Origin of the sequence: Marinobacter halodurans (assembly GCF_004327985.1) — a bacterium.
In the GTDB taxonomy this organism is placed as follows: Bacteria; Pseudomonadota; Gammaproteobacteria; order Pseudomonadales; family Oleiphilaceae; genus Marinobacter_A; species Marinobacter_A halodurans.
On the sequence record NZ_SJDL01000004.1, the window covers coordinates 1 to 19,542 of the forward strand.

Annotated in this window: 16 protein-coding genes; 9 read left to right on the top strand and 7 right to left on the bottom strand. The window is 61.1% G+C overall.

Annotated elements, in window-relative coordinates; translation table 11 throughout:
• Positions 1-123: 123 nt before the first annotated feature.
• The gene (locus tag EZI54_RS03260; protein WP_131478999.1) at positions 124-1,896 is read right to left on the bottom strand and encodes a DUF4153 domain-containing protein; all 1,773 of its coding nucleotides are present in this window, start codon (positions 1,894-1,896) and stop codon (positions 124-126) included.
• A gap of 577 nt (positions 1,897-2,473) precedes the next feature.
• Between EZI54_RS03260 and EZI54_RS03265 the strand changes: the two genes are divergently transcribed.
• From EZI54_RS03265 to EZI54_RS03275, 3 genes are all read left to right on the top strand, one after another.
• Positions 2,474-3,511 (top strand): TRAP transporter substrate-binding protein, encoded by a 1,038-nt coding sequence (locus EZI54_RS03265; RefSeq protein WP_131479001.1) that lies wholly within the window; start codon positions 2,474-2,476, stop codon positions 3,509-3,511.
• A 98-nt stretch (positions 3,512-3,609) separates the two neighbouring features.
• Positions 3,610-4,170, top strand: a complete 561-nt coding sequence (locus EZI54_RS03270) for a TRAP transporter small permease (RefSeq protein WP_131479003.1) — start codon at positions 3,610-3,612, stop codon at positions 4,168-4,170.
• A complete protein-coding gene (locus EZI54_RS03275) occupies positions 4,167-5,492 on the top strand; it encodes a TRAP transporter large permease (RefSeq protein ID WP_131479005.1) in 1,326 nt (441 codons plus the stop codon). The genes EZI54_RS03270 and EZI54_RS03275 overlap by 4 nt, the downstream gene beginning before the upstream one ends.
• A 389-nt stretch (positions 5,493-5,881) precedes the next feature.
• Here EZI54_RS03275 and EZI54_RS03280 read toward each other — a convergent pair whose 3' ends face one another.
• From EZI54_RS03280 to EZI54_RS03290, 3 genes are all read right to left on the bottom strand, one after another.
• Positions 5,882-7,165, bottom strand: coding sequence for a porin (locus EZI54_RS03280; RefSeq protein ID WP_131479007.1), 1,284 nt, complete (start codon positions 7,163-7,165; stop codon positions 5,882-5,884).
• 315 nt (positions 7,166-7,480) lie between these two features.
• Positions 7,481-7,912, bottom strand: coding sequence for a MarR family winged helix-turn-helix transcriptional regulator (locus EZI54_RS03285; RefSeq protein WP_131479009.1), 432 nt, complete (start codon positions 7,910-7,912; stop codon positions 7,481-7,483).
• Positions 7,913-8,366: 454 nt separating this feature from the next.
• On the bottom strand, positions 8,367-8,894 hold the full coding sequence (locus EZI54_RS03290; protein WP_165495663.1) for a PEP-CTERM sorting domain-containing protein: 528 nt from the start codon (positions 8,892-8,894) through the stop codon (positions 8,367-8,369).
• Between the two features lie 623 nt (positions 8,895-9,517).
• Here EZI54_RS03290 and katG point away from each other — a divergent pair.
• Complete coding sequence (gene katG / locus EZI54_RS03295) at positions 9,518-11,692, top strand: catalase/peroxidase HPI (RefSeq protein WP_242674332.1); 2,175 nt, start codon at positions 9,518-9,520, stop codon at positions 11,690-11,692.
• A gap of 147 nt (positions 11,693-11,839) precedes the next feature.
• Complete coding sequence (locus tag EZI54_RS03300; protein ID WP_131479015.1) at positions 11,840-12,556, top strand: hypothetical protein; 717 nt, start codon at positions 11,840-11,842, stop codon at positions 12,554-12,556.
• A gap of 155 nt (positions 12,557-12,711) precedes the next feature.
• On the opposite strand, the gene EZI54_RS24350 is transcribed toward EZI54_RS03300, so the two are convergent.
• Entirely contained in the window at positions 12,712-12,885 is a 174-nt protein-coding gene (locus EZI54_RS24350) for an RSP_7527 family protein (RefSeq protein ID WP_165495664.1), read from the bottom strand.
• Positions 12,886-13,011: 126 nt separating this feature from the next.
• Here EZI54_RS24350 and gcvA point away from each other — a divergent pair, with 126 nt between their 5' ends.
• The 3 genes from gcvA (at position 13,012) to yghU (ending at position 16,038) form a co-directional block, all read left to right on the top strand.
• Positions 13,012-13,923, top strand: a complete 912-nt coding sequence (gene gcvA, locus EZI54_RS03305; protein ID WP_131479016.1) for a transcriptional regulator GcvA — start codon at positions 13,012-13,014, stop codon at positions 13,921-13,923.
• A 433-nt stretch (positions 13,924-14,356) separates the two neighbouring features.
• A complete protein-coding gene (locus tag EZI54_RS03310; protein ID WP_131479018.1) occupies positions 14,357-14,854 on the top strand; it encodes a DUF1993 family protein in 498 nt (165 codons plus the stop codon).
• Positions 14,855-15,165: 311 nt separating this feature from the next.
• Positions 15,166-16,038 (top strand): glutathione-dependent disulfide-bond oxidoreductase, encoded by an 873-nt coding sequence (yghU, locus tag EZI54_RS03315; protein WP_131479020.1) that lies wholly within the window; start codon positions 15,166-15,168, stop codon positions 16,036-16,038.
• A gap of 54 nt (positions 16,039-16,092) precedes the next feature.
• On the opposite strand, the gene EZI54_RS03320 is transcribed toward yghU, so the two are convergent.
• Both EZI54_RS03320 and EZI54_RS03325 read right to left on the bottom strand, forming a co-directional pair.
• Entirely contained in the window at positions 16,093-16,947 is an 855-nt protein-coding gene (locus EZI54_RS03320; RefSeq protein ID WP_131479022.1) for a hypothetical protein, read from the bottom strand.
• A 91-nt stretch (positions 16,948-17,038) separates the two neighbouring features.
• Positions 17,039-17,866 carry a helix-turn-helix domain-containing protein gene (locus tag EZI54_RS03325; RefSeq protein WP_131479024.1) on the bottom strand — a complete coding sequence of 276 codons (828 nt, stop codon included), beginning with the start codon at positions 17,864-17,866 and terminating at the stop codon, positions 17,039-17,041.
• A gap of 170 nt (positions 17,867-18,036) precedes the next feature.
• Between EZI54_RS03325 and EZI54_RS03330 the strand changes: the two genes are divergently transcribed.
• Positions 18,037-19,512, top strand: coding sequence for an alanine/glycine:cation symporter family protein (locus EZI54_RS03330; protein ID WP_131479026.1), 1,476 nt, complete (start codon positions 18,037-18,039; stop codon positions 19,510-19,512).
• Positions 19,513-19,542: the final 30 nt, after the last annotated feature.

Here is a 19,542-nt window from a genome sequence, read left to right on the forward strand (position 1 = left end):
TCGCGTTCTTCGTCTGTAATAATCAAAGGGGTGACCGGTCGTCCCATTGCAGTAGCTCCCTCGATGTTTTCTGCAATTATAAACTTTAACCATAAAAATTCGACGAACTTTTGTTAAGGGACACTAGGGTGCGGCCAGCGATCGCAGATAGGCGTCGTCCGCATCGATCCGGTAAAAACACTCGCCATCGCCATAGACGAAGCGACTGCCCGGCACCCGCTTCAGCCGCTCGACATTCCGCAGGCGCACCGCGATGTCACCCGGGCAGGTCCGGCTTGATAACGTGCCCACCTGCAGCCAGTCCTCGCCGTTGGCCTGATACACCACGCCAGCCGGATAGCTGTGTTCCGTAAGGCCCCACCACTGCGGCCCGGGTACCGCATCCACGACGCGAACCAGTCGACAGTGCTGCTTCCGGGAAAGGCAGCGCGGGGCGTCGTCAATGAAGCGTTTCAACAGGCTGTCCGGCACACCGGCACCATCGGGAGTAACCTCAACGACGCTACGGATGGCCGACAGATTATCGGCTTTGATATCCGGCAGGTTCTGCCACCGATTGTCGTGCGTGAGAACCGTCTCGATGCGCAGGTTCACGATCGGGTGATTCTTTGCGAAGTCCGACTGTTTCAGGTCGTGCAGGGCGTCCTGACCGTACTGGCCCAGCTCGAAGCGCAGGTATCGGTAGTCGAATGCATCGGGCGCCACACGACCGCTGATCAGGCGATCCACCTGGCTCTGGGCGGACCAGTCGCGCAGGTCGGCGAGCGGCGTGTGAATCAGGATCAGTACCGCAGCGACCAGCAGGGCCAGCCATTGATTGGCCGTCCGGATGCCCTCGAGTGCCCGGCGGCGGTGCCACGGAATGACGACGGCGTAGGTCAGCGTAAATGCCGCAATCAGCAACTGCAGAACCGCGGCAATCAGACGGTCGACCGTCAGGCCATACTGATCGATCCGCAAACCAAGCGCCCAGGCGGCCAGCAGGGAATTGACGGGCAACAGCATGACTCCGAACAATACGAACCGGCGAAGCCAGGCCGGATAGGCGGGATGGTCCGGGTCATCGCTCAGCACCGCATTGAAGAAAAACAGCACCACCACCGTCAGGAGCATCATCAGGAGCGCGGCACGACCGGTGTCCCAGATCGCATCCAGTCCCGTGAAGGGCAGCGCCGCGAGGAACAGGACCGCGATCAGGACCGCCAGGGGTAACAAGGCCTTGATCAACGCTTCACACACGGCCCGGGTCGTGACAATCAAACGGATGCGCTCACGGGTCAGTACAAGCCCCCAACCACCGACCAGCGCCGTCACCGGGTAAATGAACACCGGTTCGCCAAACAGATCGGCGAAGAAACCGATGCCGATCACCTTGAACAACAACGCCCAGATCAGCAGAAGCAGCCAGAACACCAGGATGAAGAGCCCGACCATCGCCATCGTCAGGGCCTGCTGCCAGGAATACTCCAGCAACTGGCTGTAGCGGAACGTCAGCCGGTCATTGAACGACCAACTGCGAAAGTAGAGCGCCAGGATGAACAGAGCCACGCCAATACTGCCGCAGAAGAAAAAGCCGAACTCAACCGTACCGGAGCTTCGGCTCCCCGAGATCAGCCACCCCAGGTGCCATCCCAGTCCGAACAGAAGGGGTGTCAACAGCGCGGCGGCGATCAGGTTGCGAGTGTCCCGCAGTCTTTCGAGGCCCAGATAGAAGAAGGCCGGCACTCCGATGATCACCGCATACAGCGAGACCAGCCAGGTCACGTCGGTGGCCGGCCAGAATCGCTGGTCAATGGCAAGGTGGAGAAAATACAGCAGCCATCCCTGGGCCACGGCCATCACAATGAGCCCATAGCGGGTAGGCGTATCAATCAGCGTGCGGGTGCGTTCTTCCATGGCAACAGCGTCCTGTTGGAGATGCCCTTGATGCCCGTGGGCGGGGCGTGGTTTGATCCGGCTGATTCTAGCGCAGTTTCCCGCTGTCGGCCGGGCCCAACGGCCGGATTCTGTGACGGGTTTCCTGCGCCAGCTTTTTCACTCGGGCCCTTTCCGGCGCCGGGGTCCTCGAGGCTCGACCGGTCAGCTTTTGACCGCATTTGCCGCAACCTGACAACCCCTGGTCATTTACCGGCCACGATCCGTCAATCCAGCAGCTATCGGGCTCTGGGCCATTCATCCTGAGCTTACCCACGCAGTTATCCACAGATTCTGTGGATGACACTGGACGTCGCATTCCCCCCGCTCGTCCCCCTTTTCGGGCATCTCCGATAGGCACGTTTTCCGGCCACTCCGAACAGCGTGTCCTTTTTCATGGGACGACTTGCGCTCACCTGTCGACCGGTATACATTGCAAATATCAACAAAATTGATACTACATTGATAAACCCAGAGCCCGCAGAAAACCTGCCGGGCGCAAGGGGATGTCAGCGCACGACGATCCGAACGCACTACAAAAACAAGACGAGGTGACCCCATGTTCAAGTTGCTGGCCTCAAGGCTCCTGGTTGTGCTCTTCCTTGCAGGAAGTGCCGTATCCGCGAATGCCGCCGATGTCATCCTGCGCCTGCACCAGATGCTCCCGCCACAAGCGACGATCCCGTCCAAGGTCCTCGAGCCCTGGGCCAAGAAGATCGAAGCGCAGTCCGGGGGACGTATTGAAGTCCAGTTGTATCCCTCCATGCAGTTGGGTGGCCGGCCCGCCGACCTGGTCGACCAGGTGCGGGACGGCGTCGTGGACCTAACCTGGACGCTGTTCGGCTACACCCCGGGCCGCTTCCCCAAGACCGAAGTGTTCGAGCTGCCGTTCATGGCGACCTCCGCCACCGGCTCGTCCATGGCGTTCCAGGCGTACTACGAGAAATACATGAAGGGTGACCTGCCGGGCATCCATGTGCTCGCGGTCCACACCCACGGCCCCGGCCTGCTCCACACCCGGAACCAGGCCATCCGCTCCCTCGAGGACCTGGAAGGCCTGAAAATCCGGGGCACGTCACGTGTGGTCAACGCCATGCTGACCTCCCTGGGCGCCAGCGCCATTGGCATGCCGGTGTCAGCCACCCCCGAGGCCCTCTCCAAGGGTGTCATCGACGGTACCGTGATGCCTTTCGAAGTCACCACCGCCCTCAAGATTGCGGAACTGGCTCCCTATCACACCGAATTCTCCGGCAAGCGCGGCCTGTATACCGCCACCTTCCTGTTCGCCATGAACGAGGACCGCTACCAGAGTCTGCCGGCCGACCTGCAGAAGGTGATCGATGACAATTCGGGAATGGAACTCGCCAAGTGGTTCGGCCAGGCCATGGACGCAGGCGATCGCAATGGCCGGGCGGCGGCGGATAAGGCCGGCAACACGACGGTCACCCTAGACCCTGAAGAAACCGCGCGCTGGCACAAGGCCAGTGAAGCCGTAACGGCCGACTGGATCGAGGAGATGAACGGCAAGGGCCTGCACGGCCAGGAGCTCTACGACACGGCCAGATCCCTGATCGACAAGTATGATGCCGAGATGTGAGGGGCCCCAGGCAAACCACCCTCCCCGTTCCTGCATGACAATGACCCGGCCGGAAACGGTCGGGCCCGGGCCAACGCCGTTTCTGTTCAAGGTTACCCATGACTTCTACCACCGTCGGTCTCTATAGCCGTGTCGAGGCGCTGGTCACCGGAGCCGCCCGGATACTGATCGTATTCAGCGGGCTGCTGCTCATCAGCGCCATCCTCATCACCTGCTCCAGCATCGCCGGGCGCTCATTGACGCCGATCGGGCTGTCCGCCATTCCCGGTGACTATGAATTGGTCGAAATTCTGTGCGGTCTCGCCGTGTTTTCCTTCATGCCTTATTGCCAGTTGTTCCGGGGCCATATCAGCGTGGACCTGTTCATCGAGAGGCTGGGGCCCAGGGCGATGGCCTGGACCCAACTGCTGGGCGATGTGGTGATGTCTGGGCTGGTGACCGTCATGGCCTGGCGCCACTTTGCCGGGACGCTCGACAAGCACGCCTACGGTGAAACGTCATTCATCCTGCAGATTCCCGTCTGGTGGTCCTATGCCGCTGCCATGGTCCTGCTGGTCCTGTTCTGGATCACCAGCCTGTTTACCGTGTGGCGGGACATCGTGGCGCTGCACACGGGCTCGTTTGATGTTCACCCGGCCCCGGAGGACGAGCACGCATGAGCAGTATCGACATCGCCCTGTGGTCCTTCCCGATCCTGATCCTGCTGATCTTCATCCGCATCCCCATTGGTGCGGCCATGCTGCTGACCGGTCTGGTGGGCACCTGGCTGGTAACCGGCAGCTGGACGCCCATCCTGGCCCAGATGAAGAACCTGAGCTGGTCCAACTTTGCCAACTATTCCCTGTCGATCATCCCGCTGTTCCTGCTGATGGGCCAGTTTGCTGCGCACGGCGGAATGTCCCGGTCGCTGTTCAAGGCCGCCGAGGCCTTCCTGGGTCATCGCCGGGGCGGCGTCGCCATGTCCGCCGTGGGCGCCTGCGCCGGGTTCGGGGCCATCTGCGGCTCATCCCTGGCCACCGCCGCCACCATGGCCCAGGTCACCCTGCCGGAACTGCGGCGCTATGGGTATTCGGGCGGGCTGGCCACGGCGGCGCTGGCTGCCGGCGGCACCCTGGGTATCCTGATCCCGCCGTCGGTGGTACTGGTGATCTACGCGATACTGACCGAGCAGAACATCGCGAAGCTGTTCGTCGCTGCGTTCGTGCCTGGCATCCTCGCCGCGGTGTTCTACCTGGTGGCCATTTCGGTGATCGTACGGGTCTCGAAGGACGCCGAAAACACCTGTGATCCCGTTCCCTGGGGCGTGAGGCTATCCGCCGTCATCGAGATCTGGCCGGTCCTGGTGATCTTCTTCCTGGTGGTTGGCGGCATCTACCTGGGCTGGTTCACGCCTACGGAGGCGGCCGCCATTGGTGCGGCAGGCACCGGACTGGTGGCCTGGATCAAGGGCGGCCTGGACCGCAGCCGGTTGATGGACTGCCTGAAGAAGACGGCGGTGTCGTCTGGCATGATCTTCTTCATCGTGCTGGGGGCCGGGGTCTACAACACCTTCCTGGCCTTTTCACAGCTTCCACAGAGCGGCGCAGCCTGGGTGGTCGATCAGGGCTTTTCGCCCTGGCTGATCCTGACGATCATCCTGGCGCTGTACATCATCCTCGGTTGCATCATGGATTCCATGTCCATGATCCTGCTGACCGTTCCCATCTTCTTCCCGATCGTCAGCGCCATGGATTTCGGACTGTCTCCCGAGGAATTCGCCCTCTGGTTCGGCATCCTCATCCTGGTGGTCGCCGAAGTCGGGCTGATCACCCCACCCGTCGGCCTGAACCTGTTCATCATCAACTCGATGGCCCCCGGCGTCCCCATTCGCGACACCTACCGCGGCATCCTGCCGTTCATCACGGCAGACATCCTGCGCACCCTGGTACTGGTGCTGTTTCCGCCGATCAGTCTGTGGCTGGTCCGGATCCTCTATTCCTGAATGCCCGTACTCCGGTTCGAGTGCCTCTCGGTACTCGAATCGGCCCCCCCATGGTCGACCGACCATGGGCTTCATGACGGGCTCGGGTGACATTGAACTGGCCAGCAGATTTGGGTGCCGCGATCCCTAGCCGTACGAAACGGATGTAAGTGCAACGACGCGCCAGATGGCGCTATGGCATGACGCCCGGAACCCTGCCGGGCTCATCGCGGTAACGCCATTTTCCGCTTGGGAACAGGACACCACGCCGCCGCCCATCAATCCTGGATGGAATGACGTCGACGGCTACAGCCAGCGCGATACCGTATCCCGACACTCACCGGAAAGCGGCAGACAAAAAAGGGGCCGACCTTCGTCAGCCCCTTTCCAGTGTCGAAACAACCACAGGGTCAGAACTTGTAACGCAATCCCACCATGTAGCCTTCCTGGCTCTCACCCGCGGCCGGGGCGGTGTTGGGCCCGGCGCCGGATACGGCATAGGCCGCATTGTCACTGTTGGTGATGTAGCCCATCTGGGCATAGGTATCCAGGCCCGTGGCCAGGTTATAGATGCCCCGGATCACAGCCAGCGTGGCGTCGGCGTCCTGATCATCGTTCGTGATGTCGTAGACGCCGCCATCCAGCGTGAATTTCGGCGTGAACCTGTAATTGGCGGTAACGTAGTAGGCGTCGGACTGGATGTTGGTGGCCGCAGTGTCCAGTTCACGCCCCAGCCAACCCACGCCGACTTTGCCATCCCCCAGTTTTACGTAGCCACCGAGGCTGGTCCGGCGATCCGTATCACCGGAGTCGCTCATGTCTACGGGAGGCTGGCCGTTGAAGAAAAACGCCCCCGCGCCATCACCACCGTTGAGCGTGTCGATCGCCGCCGCTACGCCAAACGTGCCGGTATCGTATTTCAGCATCGCCGACCAGGCCTGGCAGGCTGAGGAGTCCCCCACCTGCAGGGATTCACCGCCGCAGGTGCCGGAAGCCGGCACACCGCCGCTGGTGTCACGGCCGAAGGAATAGCTGGCGCCGGCGGAAATCCGGTCGGTGAACCGGTGCATCCAGGACAGGGAATTATCATAGCGGGCATTGGGCAGGTAGGCGTCCAGGGAGCCCAGCGCATAGATGTTGGGCCCGATGAGATCGGATGTCCCCAGGGCAAACAGGAAGACCGAATACTGACGCCCGACGGTCAGGCGGCCATAGGGGGTCTGCACCCCGACGTAGACCTGTCGACCGAAGAGGCGGCCGCCCTGGCCCTGGGTGCCGTCATCGGCATTGAACCCCATCTCCAGCTTGGCAAGCCCCCGGTAACCTTCAGCAAAGTCAATGTGCGCATCAATGCCCAACCGCGACGCCATGGTGCCGGTAATCGCGGGAATACGGGTCAAGCCATCGCTGTCCTCACCGATGTTGGTGATGTGCTCAACGCCGGTATCCAGAACGCCGTAGAGCGAGACATCCGAGCGGTCCGCAAGCGACCCTTGCTCCTGTTCCTGCTTCTGCTTCTCCTGCAGCGCCTCAATCTGTTTGCGCTGGGCGTCCAGTTGTTGTTGCAGGTCCTCCAGGCTCGTCGCCGCAACGGCAGGCAGGGCCGGCAGCGAGAGAGCCGCCATCAGGGCCAGGTTCAGCCCTCTTTTCGCAGGTTGGCTCGTTCGTTGTTGTGTTGTTGTTTTTGTTCTCATTCATCAACCTCCTATCAGGCTATAACGGACGTCGCAGCGCCCGGTCCGGAACGGTTCGATGATCGCCGTGAGTGACGCGTTAGCGGATCGCCGCACACGCAATCAATACCATGTCAACTAACTTGATACAAAATTGATGCTATTCCTATTAGTGAACAAAAGCAAGACAACGCCGATGGCGCTCCGTCAGGGATCTCGACACGGTCGGAGGGTCACGATGATGAGGGGTGTTGGGGGGGGTAACGAGCCGAACAAAATCAGCGCTGGATAGTGCGTCCTGTTCGGGAACCGGTTCGCAGGCAACCGGGGCGGAAACTAGAGTTCCGCCAGCATTCTCACCAGGCTGCGCAACTGGTTTTTCAGCGCCAGGCTGTCGTCGACAGTCAGCTCAGCCAGCATGCGACGCTCAAGGTTTGCAATGACCCTGTCCCCCTGGGCGAGGATATCCTTGCCGGCATCCGTCAGGCTGATCTGGATGATGCGTTTATGGGTGGGATCCGGTTTACGCTCGATCCACGCATTCTTTTCCATGGTCTTGATCAGTTCGTTGGCCGCCTGCGGCGACACCATCGTGCGTTCTGCCAACTGGGCATTGGACTGCTGCCCGCGGGTATTGACAACGGATAAAGCGGTGTACTGCCCTACCGTCAGCCCCAGTGGCGACAGGGCATGCCGTATGTGGCGATTCAGGGAGCGGTCCAGACGACCAATAATGTAGGCCACCCCCAGAGGCTTCTCCGTCGGCATGCGTTCTGAGCCACCGAGTTTATCTTCTGGCTGTGTCTTCCGGGTCGACAAATCTGAATCCTCCATTGTGTCCTTGAACCAACCGATTCATGATCGAAGCCGATTATAGAGTATCAACATCAAATCAATCTACTTAATACAATTTGGCTTCAGTCTGGCAACGGACATTCAGGAGGGTCCCAACACTGCATACCTGGTCACTTAACCGTCATAAACCGCCACTCCCCTGTTCATAAGGCCTTCGGACATTCTTCCTGAGCTTACCCACGCAGTTATCCACAGATTCTGTGGATGATCCCGCCCCGGATCCAACCGCAAGCGGCAATCCCGGACATGGCCCAACCCTTCCAGATCGGAAGAAGCGTGCCCAGTCACTTTTCAGTCGGGCACATCCTCTTTGTAAAACGCGTGATTGACCGGCGATACGATGGGGGGGCGGTTGAACAATACCGGCTCAGCAGCGCTTGCGCCGACTGGCCACCAGCCCCAACAGACCGAGACCGAACAGCGCCGTGCTGGCGGGCTCGGGCACGTCGACCGTGCTGACCTTGTTCAGACCGGCAATGAAGAAGTAGCCGGTATGGGTACTGACCACTTCAACAGACGCGCCTTCAAACGGGGCCGTTTTATCGAGGTTGTGGAAGATATCCTCACCGGCATCGAGGAAGAAAAGATCCAGATACAGGAAGCAGGAGGCATCCCCCACCGTGAAAGGCTCAAATCCATTTTCGTAAAGTTGTCCGACATCCGATACCGGCTGATCGTACATCAGCGGCACAAAGCCCTCCCACTCGAAGTTCACCGGTATGCTGGTAAAAGTGGCCGACACCAGGCCCCGGCGCTGGTCATCAACAGTAAACAGTCCGACCGCATCGTAGGACTCGTGTTGGTTTTCGATCTTGTTGGTATAGGCATAGGTAATCAGTGCGGCATGGGCGGGGGACATAAAGCACAACGCCAGCAGCAGGGGCAGGACTTTCATAGTGATCTCCGGGTTCTTGCTCGGATGACGCAATAACGGGCCTGGGGAAATTGTCATTGTTGAAGTCAGAAGCCGGACATGTGGCAGGCTGGACGGCAGGCCTCAAGGCAGGCGGCCAAAGAGTCTTTCAATCTCACCAAGTCCCTGTCGTCTTCCGACCGGTTACATTGGCGAAAAATACGCGCAATAACCGGGCCAGCTAACGGTATGTCAATCATTTACAGGAACGGCGGAGGGATTGATGTAAAATTTTTTGACACTTTAATGCCCACGAGATCAAGCGCCTTTACGGTGCGGTCCACTTGATGGTCGTCGGTTCAAGTGGGCCCCGATCAGCCGGAGCCTTACCGGCCCGTTTTCCCACCACGCCCTGTGTCGCCGGGACGATGACGCATAACCACAATGAATTGAACCAATTACCGAGCATCAACATCACAGCCAAAAACTATTGCTCCGGTTGAAAAAAGCAAATTTGTGGAATCGCCCCCCGTTGCTACGTTTAGTAAATCGACAGACGCGACATCCGAGGTGTCGTTCAACCTCGATCGCTGTTCCAACAACGCAGGAATAACGGAGAGAGCAAAATGGCCGAGAACACAGGAAAGTCAGGTGGGTGCCCGGTAATGCATGGGGCCCATACCCGGCTGGAAGACAAAGGGACCTACAATCAGGACTGGTGGCCCAACCAGTTGAACCTCAGCATCCTTCGTCAACACACCAGCAAATCCAATCCGCTGGGCGAGGATTTCAACTACGCCGAAGAATTCAAGAAGCTGGACCTGGCCGCGGTCAAGCAGGACCTGACCATGCTGATGACCGACTCCCAGGACTGGTGGCCGGCCGACTTCGGTCACTATGGCGGCCTGATGATCCGCATGGCCTGGCACAGCGCCGGCACCTACCGGATCGGCGACGGCCGCGGCGGCGCCGGTGGTGGTCAACAGCGCTTTGCCCCGCTCAACAGCTGGCCGGACAACGTCAACCTGGACAAAGCCCGTCGCCTGCTCTGGCCGATCAAGAGGAAGTACGGCAACAAGCTGTCCTGGGCAGACCTCTATGTGCTGGCCGGCAACGTGGCCCTGGAATCCATGGGCTTCAAGACCTTCGGTTTTGCCGGTGGCCGTGAAGACACCTGGGAACCGGAGGAGGACGTCTACTGGGGCGCCGAAAAAGAATGGCTCGGCAGCGATGACCGCATCATTGACAAGGAAAAGCGCGAGCTGGAGAACCCGCTGGGGGCAACCCACATGGGGCTTATCTATGTGAACCCGGAGGGTCCCGAAGGCGAACCGGATCCGGTCAAGGCTGCCCACGATATCCGTGAGACCTTCAAGCGCATGGCGATGAACGACGAGGAAACCGTCGCGCTGATCGCCGGCGGCCACACCTTCGGCAAGACCCACGGTGCCGGCAGCGAAGACCAGATGGGACCGGACCCGGAATCCGCCCCGATCGAAATGATGGGTATGGGCTGGAAGAGCAGCTACGGCAAGGGCAAAGGCGAAGACACCATGGGCGGTGGCCCCGAAGTCATCTGGTCCCAGACGCCGACCCAGTGGAGCAATCACTTCTTCGAGAACCTGTTCGGCTATGAGTGGGAGCTGACCACCAGCCCCGCCGGTGCGAAGCAGTTCGTGGCAAAGGGAGCCAAGGGCGACGAGATGCCGGGGCCGGAAAAGAACTCGCCACGTCGGGCACCGACCATGCTGGTCACCGACCTGTCGCTGCGTTACGACCCGGCCTACGAGAAGATTTCCCGCCGGTTCCATCAGGATCCGGAAGCCTTTGCGAACGCGTTCGCCCGCGCCTGGTTCAAGCTGACGCACCGGGACATGGGTCCGAAATCCCGCTACCTCGGCCCGGATGTGCCGGCCGAAGACCTGCTCTGGCAGGATCCGGTACCGCCGGTGGACCACGACCTGGTGAACGTCCAGGATGTGGCCGACCTGAAGAGCAAGTTGCTGGACTCCGGACTGTCGGTTTCGGACCTGGTCGCAACCGCCTGGGCTTCCGCCTCGACCTTCCGCGGTTCCGACATGCGCGGTGGCGCCAACGGTGCCCGTCTACGCCTGGCCCCGCAGAAAGACTGGGCGGTGAACGAGCCGGCCAAACTCGGCAAGATCCTGCAGACGCTTGAGGGTATCCAGACGTCCTTTAACGATGCCCAGTCCGGCAACAAGAGGATCTCTCTCGCCGACCTGATCGTGCTGGGCGGCAGTGCCGGCATCGAGAAGGCCGCGAAGGACGCCGGTCAAAGCATCGAGGTGCCGTTCGCGCCGGGCCGTACCGACGCCAGCCAGGACCAGACGGATGTCGAGGCATTCGAGCCACTGGAGCCGCAGGCGGACGGCTTCCGCAACTACCGTCGCACCAAGTTCGCGGTGCCGGACGAAGACATGCTGATCGATCGCGCCCAACTGTTGCAGCTGACCGCTCCGGAAATGACGGTCCTGGTCGGTGGTCTGCGGGTGCTCGGCGCCAACACGGGCGATTCCAGCCACGGCGTGTTTACGGACAGGGTCGGTGCACTGACCAACGACTTCTTCGTGAACATCACGGACATGGGTCTGGAGTGGAAACCGTCCCCCAGCGACAGTGATGTGTTCGAAGGCCGTGACGTGAAGACCAACAACGTCAAATGGACCGGCACCCGTGTGGACCTGATCTTTGGTTCCAACTCGCAGCTGCGCGCCATCAGCGAGGTCTACGCCCAGGACGACGCGAAGGAGAAATTCGTGAAGGACTTCGTGAAGGCCTGGACCAAGGTGATGAACGCGGACCGTTTCGACCTGGCCTGACCAGGCCTCCAGCAACCCGGGGCGCCACCTGACGTGGCGCCCTCTTTAGTCTCCGGCCGGACAGCGGCGTCGCAGACACGTCCGCCATCCTGCGCTAACCTGTTGCTCCTGAAACCGTCAAGCCGCCCGTCGATAACAGGTTTTCCCTTGCGCACCTACATCAAGCAGTCCTTCTACTTCCTGGCGTCCAACTTTCGCCCGATCTTCAGCCTGTTCCTGGTGTACCTGGTGTTCCTGGCGGCCTCCGACTGGGTCCACAGCCAACTCTACGCGGCCCTGGCGCATAAGCAGGTGCTGAGCTGGGGGTTCATGATCGTCGAGTGCGCGATCACCGCGCTGGCCTTCTCATCCATGCTGCAGCTGTTCGAAGACCTCCGCGGCGATGGCGCGCAACCTGTACTGCGTTACCTGAACCGGGCCCCGCGTTTCTTTGCGCCCCTGTTCACATTGCTGCTGGCGCTGAAACTGGCGGCCCTGCCGCTGCTGTTCTGGCCATCCTGGGTGTTGATGGTGCTGATCTTCCTGGCGGGCGTGAAGCTGTCTTTTGCGGCCTTCGAGGTGGTCCGGATGAAGCGGGATGTGCTCGGCGCCCTCTCAGCCAGTTGGGCCCGCACGCAGGGCTTCATGATCGCGCTGGTCGTGTCGTCACTGCTGGCCGGCATCGGATCGGCACTGTTTACGTGGCTGGTGCAACTGGCCTATGTGAAGGTGGTACTGGCCGGTGGGCAGGCCGCGTCATACGATCCGGGCGTGGCGCTACTGGTGCGCTCTGTCGCATCCCTGTCCCTGTTCTTTTACGTCATTGCCGGCGTCTTTGCCTATCGGCTCTATTGCGCGGCGGTCGATGCACGGCCGGTGGGGTGAGTCAGGTATTCCTTCGGTACGATGTCTGTTGCGACGCTCAGATGTGGATAACCCGTTAAGCGGCCCATGGGCGGAAGCAGGAGGCCCCGGTGCAACCGTGAGGCAGACGGGCCGGCCGCGAGGGCCAGCCAACCTCCATACGAGGAACGCAGCGCTTAGTGGCTGGTGGACAGCTTTGCGGGCTGGGCGCGGAAGAATCCCTTGATCCTGGCTTTCAGTGCAGAACCCAGTTCGGCAACGTATTCGCTGCGCTGTTGATGGGCGATCTGGATGTAGTAGTCAATGTCGATGTTGCCGAGAGTGTCGGTTTTCAGTGTTTGCTTGGCCATGATGTGTGTCCTCGTCTGGCTGGATTCGATCTCTACATGGCTCATGGTAAGGACACCACTACTGTTGAAAAAGCGATCATTTCTAAGCAGAATGCTGAATATATCTCAACATTAGTGATAACCCGTATGCGCCGTCTCCCGCCCCTGAACGCACTCCGCGTTTTTGAGTCATCTGCCCGCAACAGGAGCTTTGCAGCCGCAGCGACGGAGCTTTTTGTCACTGCATCGGCGGTCAGCCATCAGGTGAAGACGCTTGAGGAATATTTGGGTCTTTCACTGTTCAGCCGAAGCAAGCGCAAGGTGGAGCTGACGCCCGCCGGCGAGCAGTACCTGACGTCCGTCAGGCACGCACTGGACGAGATCGAGATGGCCACCCGCCGACTGACGGCCGCGCAGGAAACCAACGTGGTCCGGATCAGCGTGGCGCCCAACTTCCTGACACGCTGGCTGATGCCGCGAATGGCCCGGTTCCAGGCGCTCTACCCGGATGTGGAGTTGCAGATCAATGCATCCATGGGCCTGCTGGACTTCAACCGGACCAGCACCGACATGGCGGTCTATTTCGGCAGCGGCGAGTGGGACGACATCGAGGTGCACTTCCTGCGCAAGGTGATGCTGGTGCCGGTGTGCAGCCCGGAACGGCTGAAGGACCCGTACCCCCTGGAAAAGCCGGAAGACCTGCGCCACCACACGCTGATCTCCGTCAGTAAACGCACGTGGGAGTGGGAAGACTGGATGCAGCAGGCGGGTGTGGAATTCATCACTCCCAAGGGCAGCCTGCAGCTGTCCAGCGGACAGCTCGCCACAGCCGCCGCCCAGGAAAACCTCGGCGTGGCACTGGCAGACAGCACACTCACCTCACGGGAAATCAGGTCCGGTCGCCTGGTGGTACCGTTCGACATCAAGCTCGATACCCACAAGGCGTTCTACCTCGTCTATCGCAAGCATCGTCCGCTGACCACCGGCATGCAGGCCTTCAAGGAATGGTTGATGAATGAGATGCAGAGCCACGATGAGGAAGACTCGGCGGGCACCTGAATTGATCGCCATTCGATCGGTTTGATCACCAGATAAACCACCCGCCCGGGCCCTGGCCAATTGCCCGCCAATCCGCTGAAGGCCCCGTTGCAGCAGGCCTGCGACCACTTCTCCTGCCACTGCTCACAGCGTTATCCACAGATTTTGTGGACAAGGGAACCGGTCCTTCCCGATCCGCCAGCGACATGGAACGAACCGTAAAGAAAGGGCCGGAAATTCATCCATTCACATGACCAGGGGTTAGGCCGTGTCCAGCCTCACCTCGGCCGATCATTTACGCACCAGATGGCTGAAACGCAGGGAATGAACGGCTCCGCGACGGTTCTCCTGACGTTACCCACAACGTTATCCACGGTTTCTGTGGACAATAGGTGTTTGTTTTTCGGACAAAAAACAGGGCATTCTATGACCAACCCCCGACGCTGAAGGCACCATGACAGCAGGACCCAAACACTGGCTGATGCGCCCAGTCGCCCAACTGGACCACATGCTGACCGGCATTCCGGACAAGCTGTTCGGAGAATCGCTGGCACCGGACATGTTCCCACTGGGGATGAACGCAAAGATCGCCGCCAACTTCAGCCTGCGCGGCTATTGCCCTTTGCTGGGGCGGGACGTGGTGTCCTTCGACAATGGAAAAGACGACAAGGCGGCGGTGATACAGCAGGTGCGGCGCACCCTGCACTACCTGGAGCGATTGCCCGATGTCAGCGCCCTCGATCCGGACAGGACGGAATGTGACAGCGCCGGTTTCAATGACGTGCGCCTGCCGCAACCCGCGTTTATCCACCAGTACATCCTGCCCAACCTGTTATTCCACAGCAGCATGGTGTATGCGATAGCCCGTCTGCATGGGGTCGGGCTCGGCAAGGCGGATTTCGACGGTTTCCACAGCTACCCGTCCGACTTCCGTTTTGTGGGCGGGAAATGAGCATTCTGATCGCCGGGTAAGCACTGCCACGGCCCCTGGTCATTTGCCCGCCATATCGCTGGAACGGAGGTACCGTGTCGCTTACAGGGACTTCTCCCGGAGTTGCTCACAGCGTTATCCACGGATTGTGTGGACAAGCCAGTGGCATTGAACGATATTGCCGGCTTCGCCGTACTGTCTTGTCCCCGGTAACTCAATGACTTGTCTCGCCATGGGGGCTGTGTGCACTATGGGGCATCCGAGGATGCCTCCGATGACGTCCCGGCACCCAGCGCCTGGCCAGAGGCCACCAACCGACACAGAGGGCAGTGATGAGCGAATCAACCTATACCCCACCCAAAGTCTGGAAATGGGATAACCAGAGCGGCGGCAAGTTCACCAGCATCAACCGTCCGATCGCGGGCCCGACCCATGACAAGGCGTTGCCGGTCGGCAAACACCCGCTGCAGCTCTACTCCCTGGCCACTCCGAACGGCGTGAAGGTCACGGTCATGCTGGAGGAGCTGCTGGAGCGCGGCATCCGCGATGCCGAATACGACGCCTGGCCCATCCGGATCCTGGAGGGCGACCAGTTCGGCAGCGGCTTCGTCGACGCCAACCCCAATTCCAAGATCCCGGCCATGGTCGATCACAGTATGGACCCGCCGCAGCGGATCTTCGAATCCGGCAGCATCCTGCTGTACCTGGCGGAAAAATTCGGGGCGTTTATCCCGCAGGATGTGGCGGCGCGGACCGAGTGCCTGTCGTGGCTGTTCTGGCAGATGGGCAGCGCGCCACTGCTGGGCGGCGGCTTCGGGCACTTCTACGCCTATGCGCCGGAGAGCTACGAATACCCGATCAACCGCTACACCATGGAAGTCAAACGCCAGCTCGACGTGCTCAATCGTCAGCTCGCCGAACACACCTACGTTGCCGGCGAGGAGTACACCATCGCCGACATGGCGATCTGGCCCTGGTACGGGGCGCTGGTGAAGAACAAGGTGTACGACGCGGCGGAATTCCTGGAAGCCCACACCTACACCCATGTGGTGCGCTGGGCGGAGAAGATTGCCCAGCGGCCCGCGGTGCGCCGGGGCCGGATGGTCAACCGCACCTGGGGCGAGCCCGAGCAGCAGCTGCACGAACGGCATGACGCCAGCGATTTCGAGCTGCGCACCCAGGACAAGCTGGAAACGGCGGAGTAAACCGGTGATCGGCGCCTTGCATACGGGCGCCGGCCATTAACGGACCGGCGGGGCTCAGGATCCCCGGGTGAGGCGGGTCATCTCCTGTTCGACCTGCTTCACCTGTTCGCTCCACGCTTTCTGGTACGCCGCAAAACGGTCCCCAAGCCGGTTGAGTGACAACTGCACCTGGGCCAGTGTCCGGCTGCTGTCGGCAACGGACTGGACCGTCGGATCGTCCAGTTCCTCACGGTTTTCATCGAGGCGAATGACCGCCTGCTGCAGGGTCTGACGATCCTGTGGTGACGCCTGGGGATTGTCCTCCAGGGCGTTGCTGATGGACTCCGACAAGGCCTCCAGGGCCTGGTCGAGCTTCTCGGCGAAGGCGTCCATCTGCCTGGAGAAATCCTCATTCGCAGCGGCCATGCGATCCTGCAGTTGCGCCGACATGCGCTCGATGTCCCTGGCAGCCTGGTCGGACGAATCCGAGAAGCTGCTGCGCATCTGCTCACCGAAATCCTCCAGCTTGCGCATCATCTGGTCGAACAGCGGCCGGTTGGTGAACGCCTCCTTGGTGTGGGCGTAGTCCACCTGCCAATCACCATCTTCCTTGACCAGGTAAGTGGTGGTTTCCAGAGGCTTGTCGCCGTGATCCTTGAGCCCGTCGAGACGGGTTGTGATCCGGGCCGTCGGCCCCTCGATCACGATCCGGCCGATGGTCGCGGTGACGCCCTTCCAATCCTGCTGGCCGAACCCATCAAAACGGCTTACGTCATCCAGCGTCGACAGGTCGGCCACCGCATCGGCATCGCCGTCGATGACCGATTGCCAGAAGGCGGTGGAGACGTCCTGCGGCGTCTCCGGGCCACCACAGGCGGACAGCATCAAGGTACCGAGCAGCACCAGGGAAAAACATTTGATCGCGCGCATAATCCTGAAGTCTTCGATGAACGGAAAAGCGCAGTTTATCGGGCGTCTCTCTCCCGACCAAATACCGATTGTTAAGGATTCAACGCAAGGCTCAGTGCCTGGCCCGGAACAGCACTTCCCCCGGTGCCATGTCATTGCTCACCGCGTCCAGGATGGACTGGTCCACACCGGGATCGTCGGTGCGATACAGGCCGCAGAGCCGGAGCGCCTTGCGCAGCTGCACGCTGGGCCCGAGGTACTCGTAGAGCACCCGGGCGCAGCAGGGCATCCGCTGGCTGTTGTCGGACACACCGATCTTGATACCCGTCAGCCGGGTGACCCGGTTGCGGAAGCTGGGAAACAGGATGGTCTGGGTGATCTCGTGGCGGTTCAGCGTCTCGTAATCGACCAGGAACAGACGGTCCGTCAGCAGATAGGCGATGCCCTGGTAACGATTATGGCAGGGCGGCTCACCCGCCACCGACTCCATCCGTTCGGTGCGCTGGAACACCACCTGGCCGTCGCGCTGCTCCAGGCACACCAGGTTCCGCAGCAGCCGGCCCGGCGCCGACATGGACAGGTAGTACTCGAAGTAATAGCCGAGGTAACGATCCATCGAGCCACCGGCGTGTCGTAACCGGTCCAGGTGGTCGCTGACCGATCCGGCCTGTTCGTCGTCAGCCGGCCGCAGTCGGGGCCGGACCTGCACCAGGCGTTCGAACTCCTGGTACGGCCGCTCGATGTCCTGCACATCCACCCCGAAGAATTCGCACAACCGGCGCAGGGTATTGGCCGACGGACGGTGCTGGCCACTGAGGTAGCGATTGAACTGGGGCCGGTTGATGTTGAGCCGCCGGCAGACTTCGGCGATGGATTTGTAGTAGCTGCACAGCAGCCGGAGGTTCAGCGCCAGGTCTTCGTGAACACCTGCCTCGCTCATGGTCGATTGTCCCCGCTTGGATGGAAGGCACCAGAATGCGCTGGCGCGAATTGATGCGCATTGAGCGTCAAGTCACACCACTGTGCCGCCAATGCGCAAAATTCTATCAGCCGCCGGCGGTTGTTTAAATGAGTTGCCTATGTACAAAAACAACTTCCGGAGAGGCCCTTATGTTGGAATTCCTCAATGATCTGCTTTGGGGCAAGGTACTCATTGCCCTGCTGATCACCGTCGGCGTCGGTTTCACCGTCGCATCCCGCTTTGTCCAGTTCCGCTATTTCGGGCGGATGTTCCGAATCCTCAGTGCCAGCCAGGCCTTCCAGCGCGACCAGCACGGCCACCTGAGCTCCTTCCAGGCGCTGCTGCTGTCCATCGCCGGTCGCGTCGGCGGCGGCAACATCGCCGGTGTGGCGGTCGCCATCACCCTGGGCGGCCCCGGCGCGGTGTTCTGGATGTGGGTGGTCGGCCTGATGGGCATGGCCACCAGCTTCCTGGAGTGCACCCTGGCCCAGACCTACAAGCAATCGGAAGCCGACGGCACCTACCGTGGCGGCCCCGCCTACTACATCGCCCGGGGCCTGGGATCAAAGTGGCGCTGGATGGCGGCCGTCTATTCCCTGCTCCTGCTGGTGACGTTCGGTTTCGGCTTTACCACCCTGCAGTCCTATGCGGTGGCCACGTCGGTGGGTGATGCCTTCGGCGTCCCCGTCCTGTATACCGGTATCGCCCTGGCTGCGATCGTGGCGGCCATCATATTCGGCGGCGTCAAGCGGATTGCCCGGGTCTCGGAAGTGCTGGTGCCGATCATGGCCGCCGGCTACCTGATCATCACCGCGATCGTGCTGGTCATGAACATCGAGCGTATCCCGGACGCCATCACCCTGATCGTGAAGAGCGCCTTCGGCCTGGAACCGATGATCGGCGGCGGCATCGGCGCGGCGATCCTGATGGGCGTCAAGCGCGGCCTGTTCTCCAACGAAGCAGGCCTGGGCAGCGCACCCAACGTGGCTGCGGTGGCCTATGTACCGCACCCGGCCAACCAGGGGGTGGTGCAGGCGTTCTCGGTGTTTATCGACACCATCATCATCTGCTCCTCCACCGCGTTCATCATCCTGCTGAGCGGCATCTACGATCCGTCCAACATGGCCGATGTGGGCGGTGTGGCCCTGACCCAGTCGGCGCTGGCGGACCACGTCGGCGACTGGGGCCGCAGCTTCGTGAGCATCGCGCTGCTGCTGTTCGGCTTCAGCACGATCCTCTACAACTACTACCTGGGTGAGAACAGCGTCGACTTCCTGAGCACGGCGAACCGCCCGCTGGCCCACGCCTTCCGCATCGCCGTGATCGGCCTGGTGTGCTGGGGCGCGACCACCGACCTGGGCACCGTGTTCGGCTTTGCCGACGTCACCATGGGCCTGCTGGCGCTGGTGAACCTGATTGCGCTGATCGGTCTGTTCAAGCCGGGCCTGCGCATCCTGAAGGACTTCGACCGCCAGATCGCCGAAGGCAACGAGCAGCCGATTTTCGAGGCCCGGAAGTTCAAGGATATGAACATCGACCTGAAAGCCTGGGATCTGGAACCGGAGGATGTCGAACGCCTGCGCGCGCGCAACGAGGCCGCCGGCACCCTGCAGAGCCAGACCTGATGCCATCCGGGCGGCACCGTCCCGGTGCCG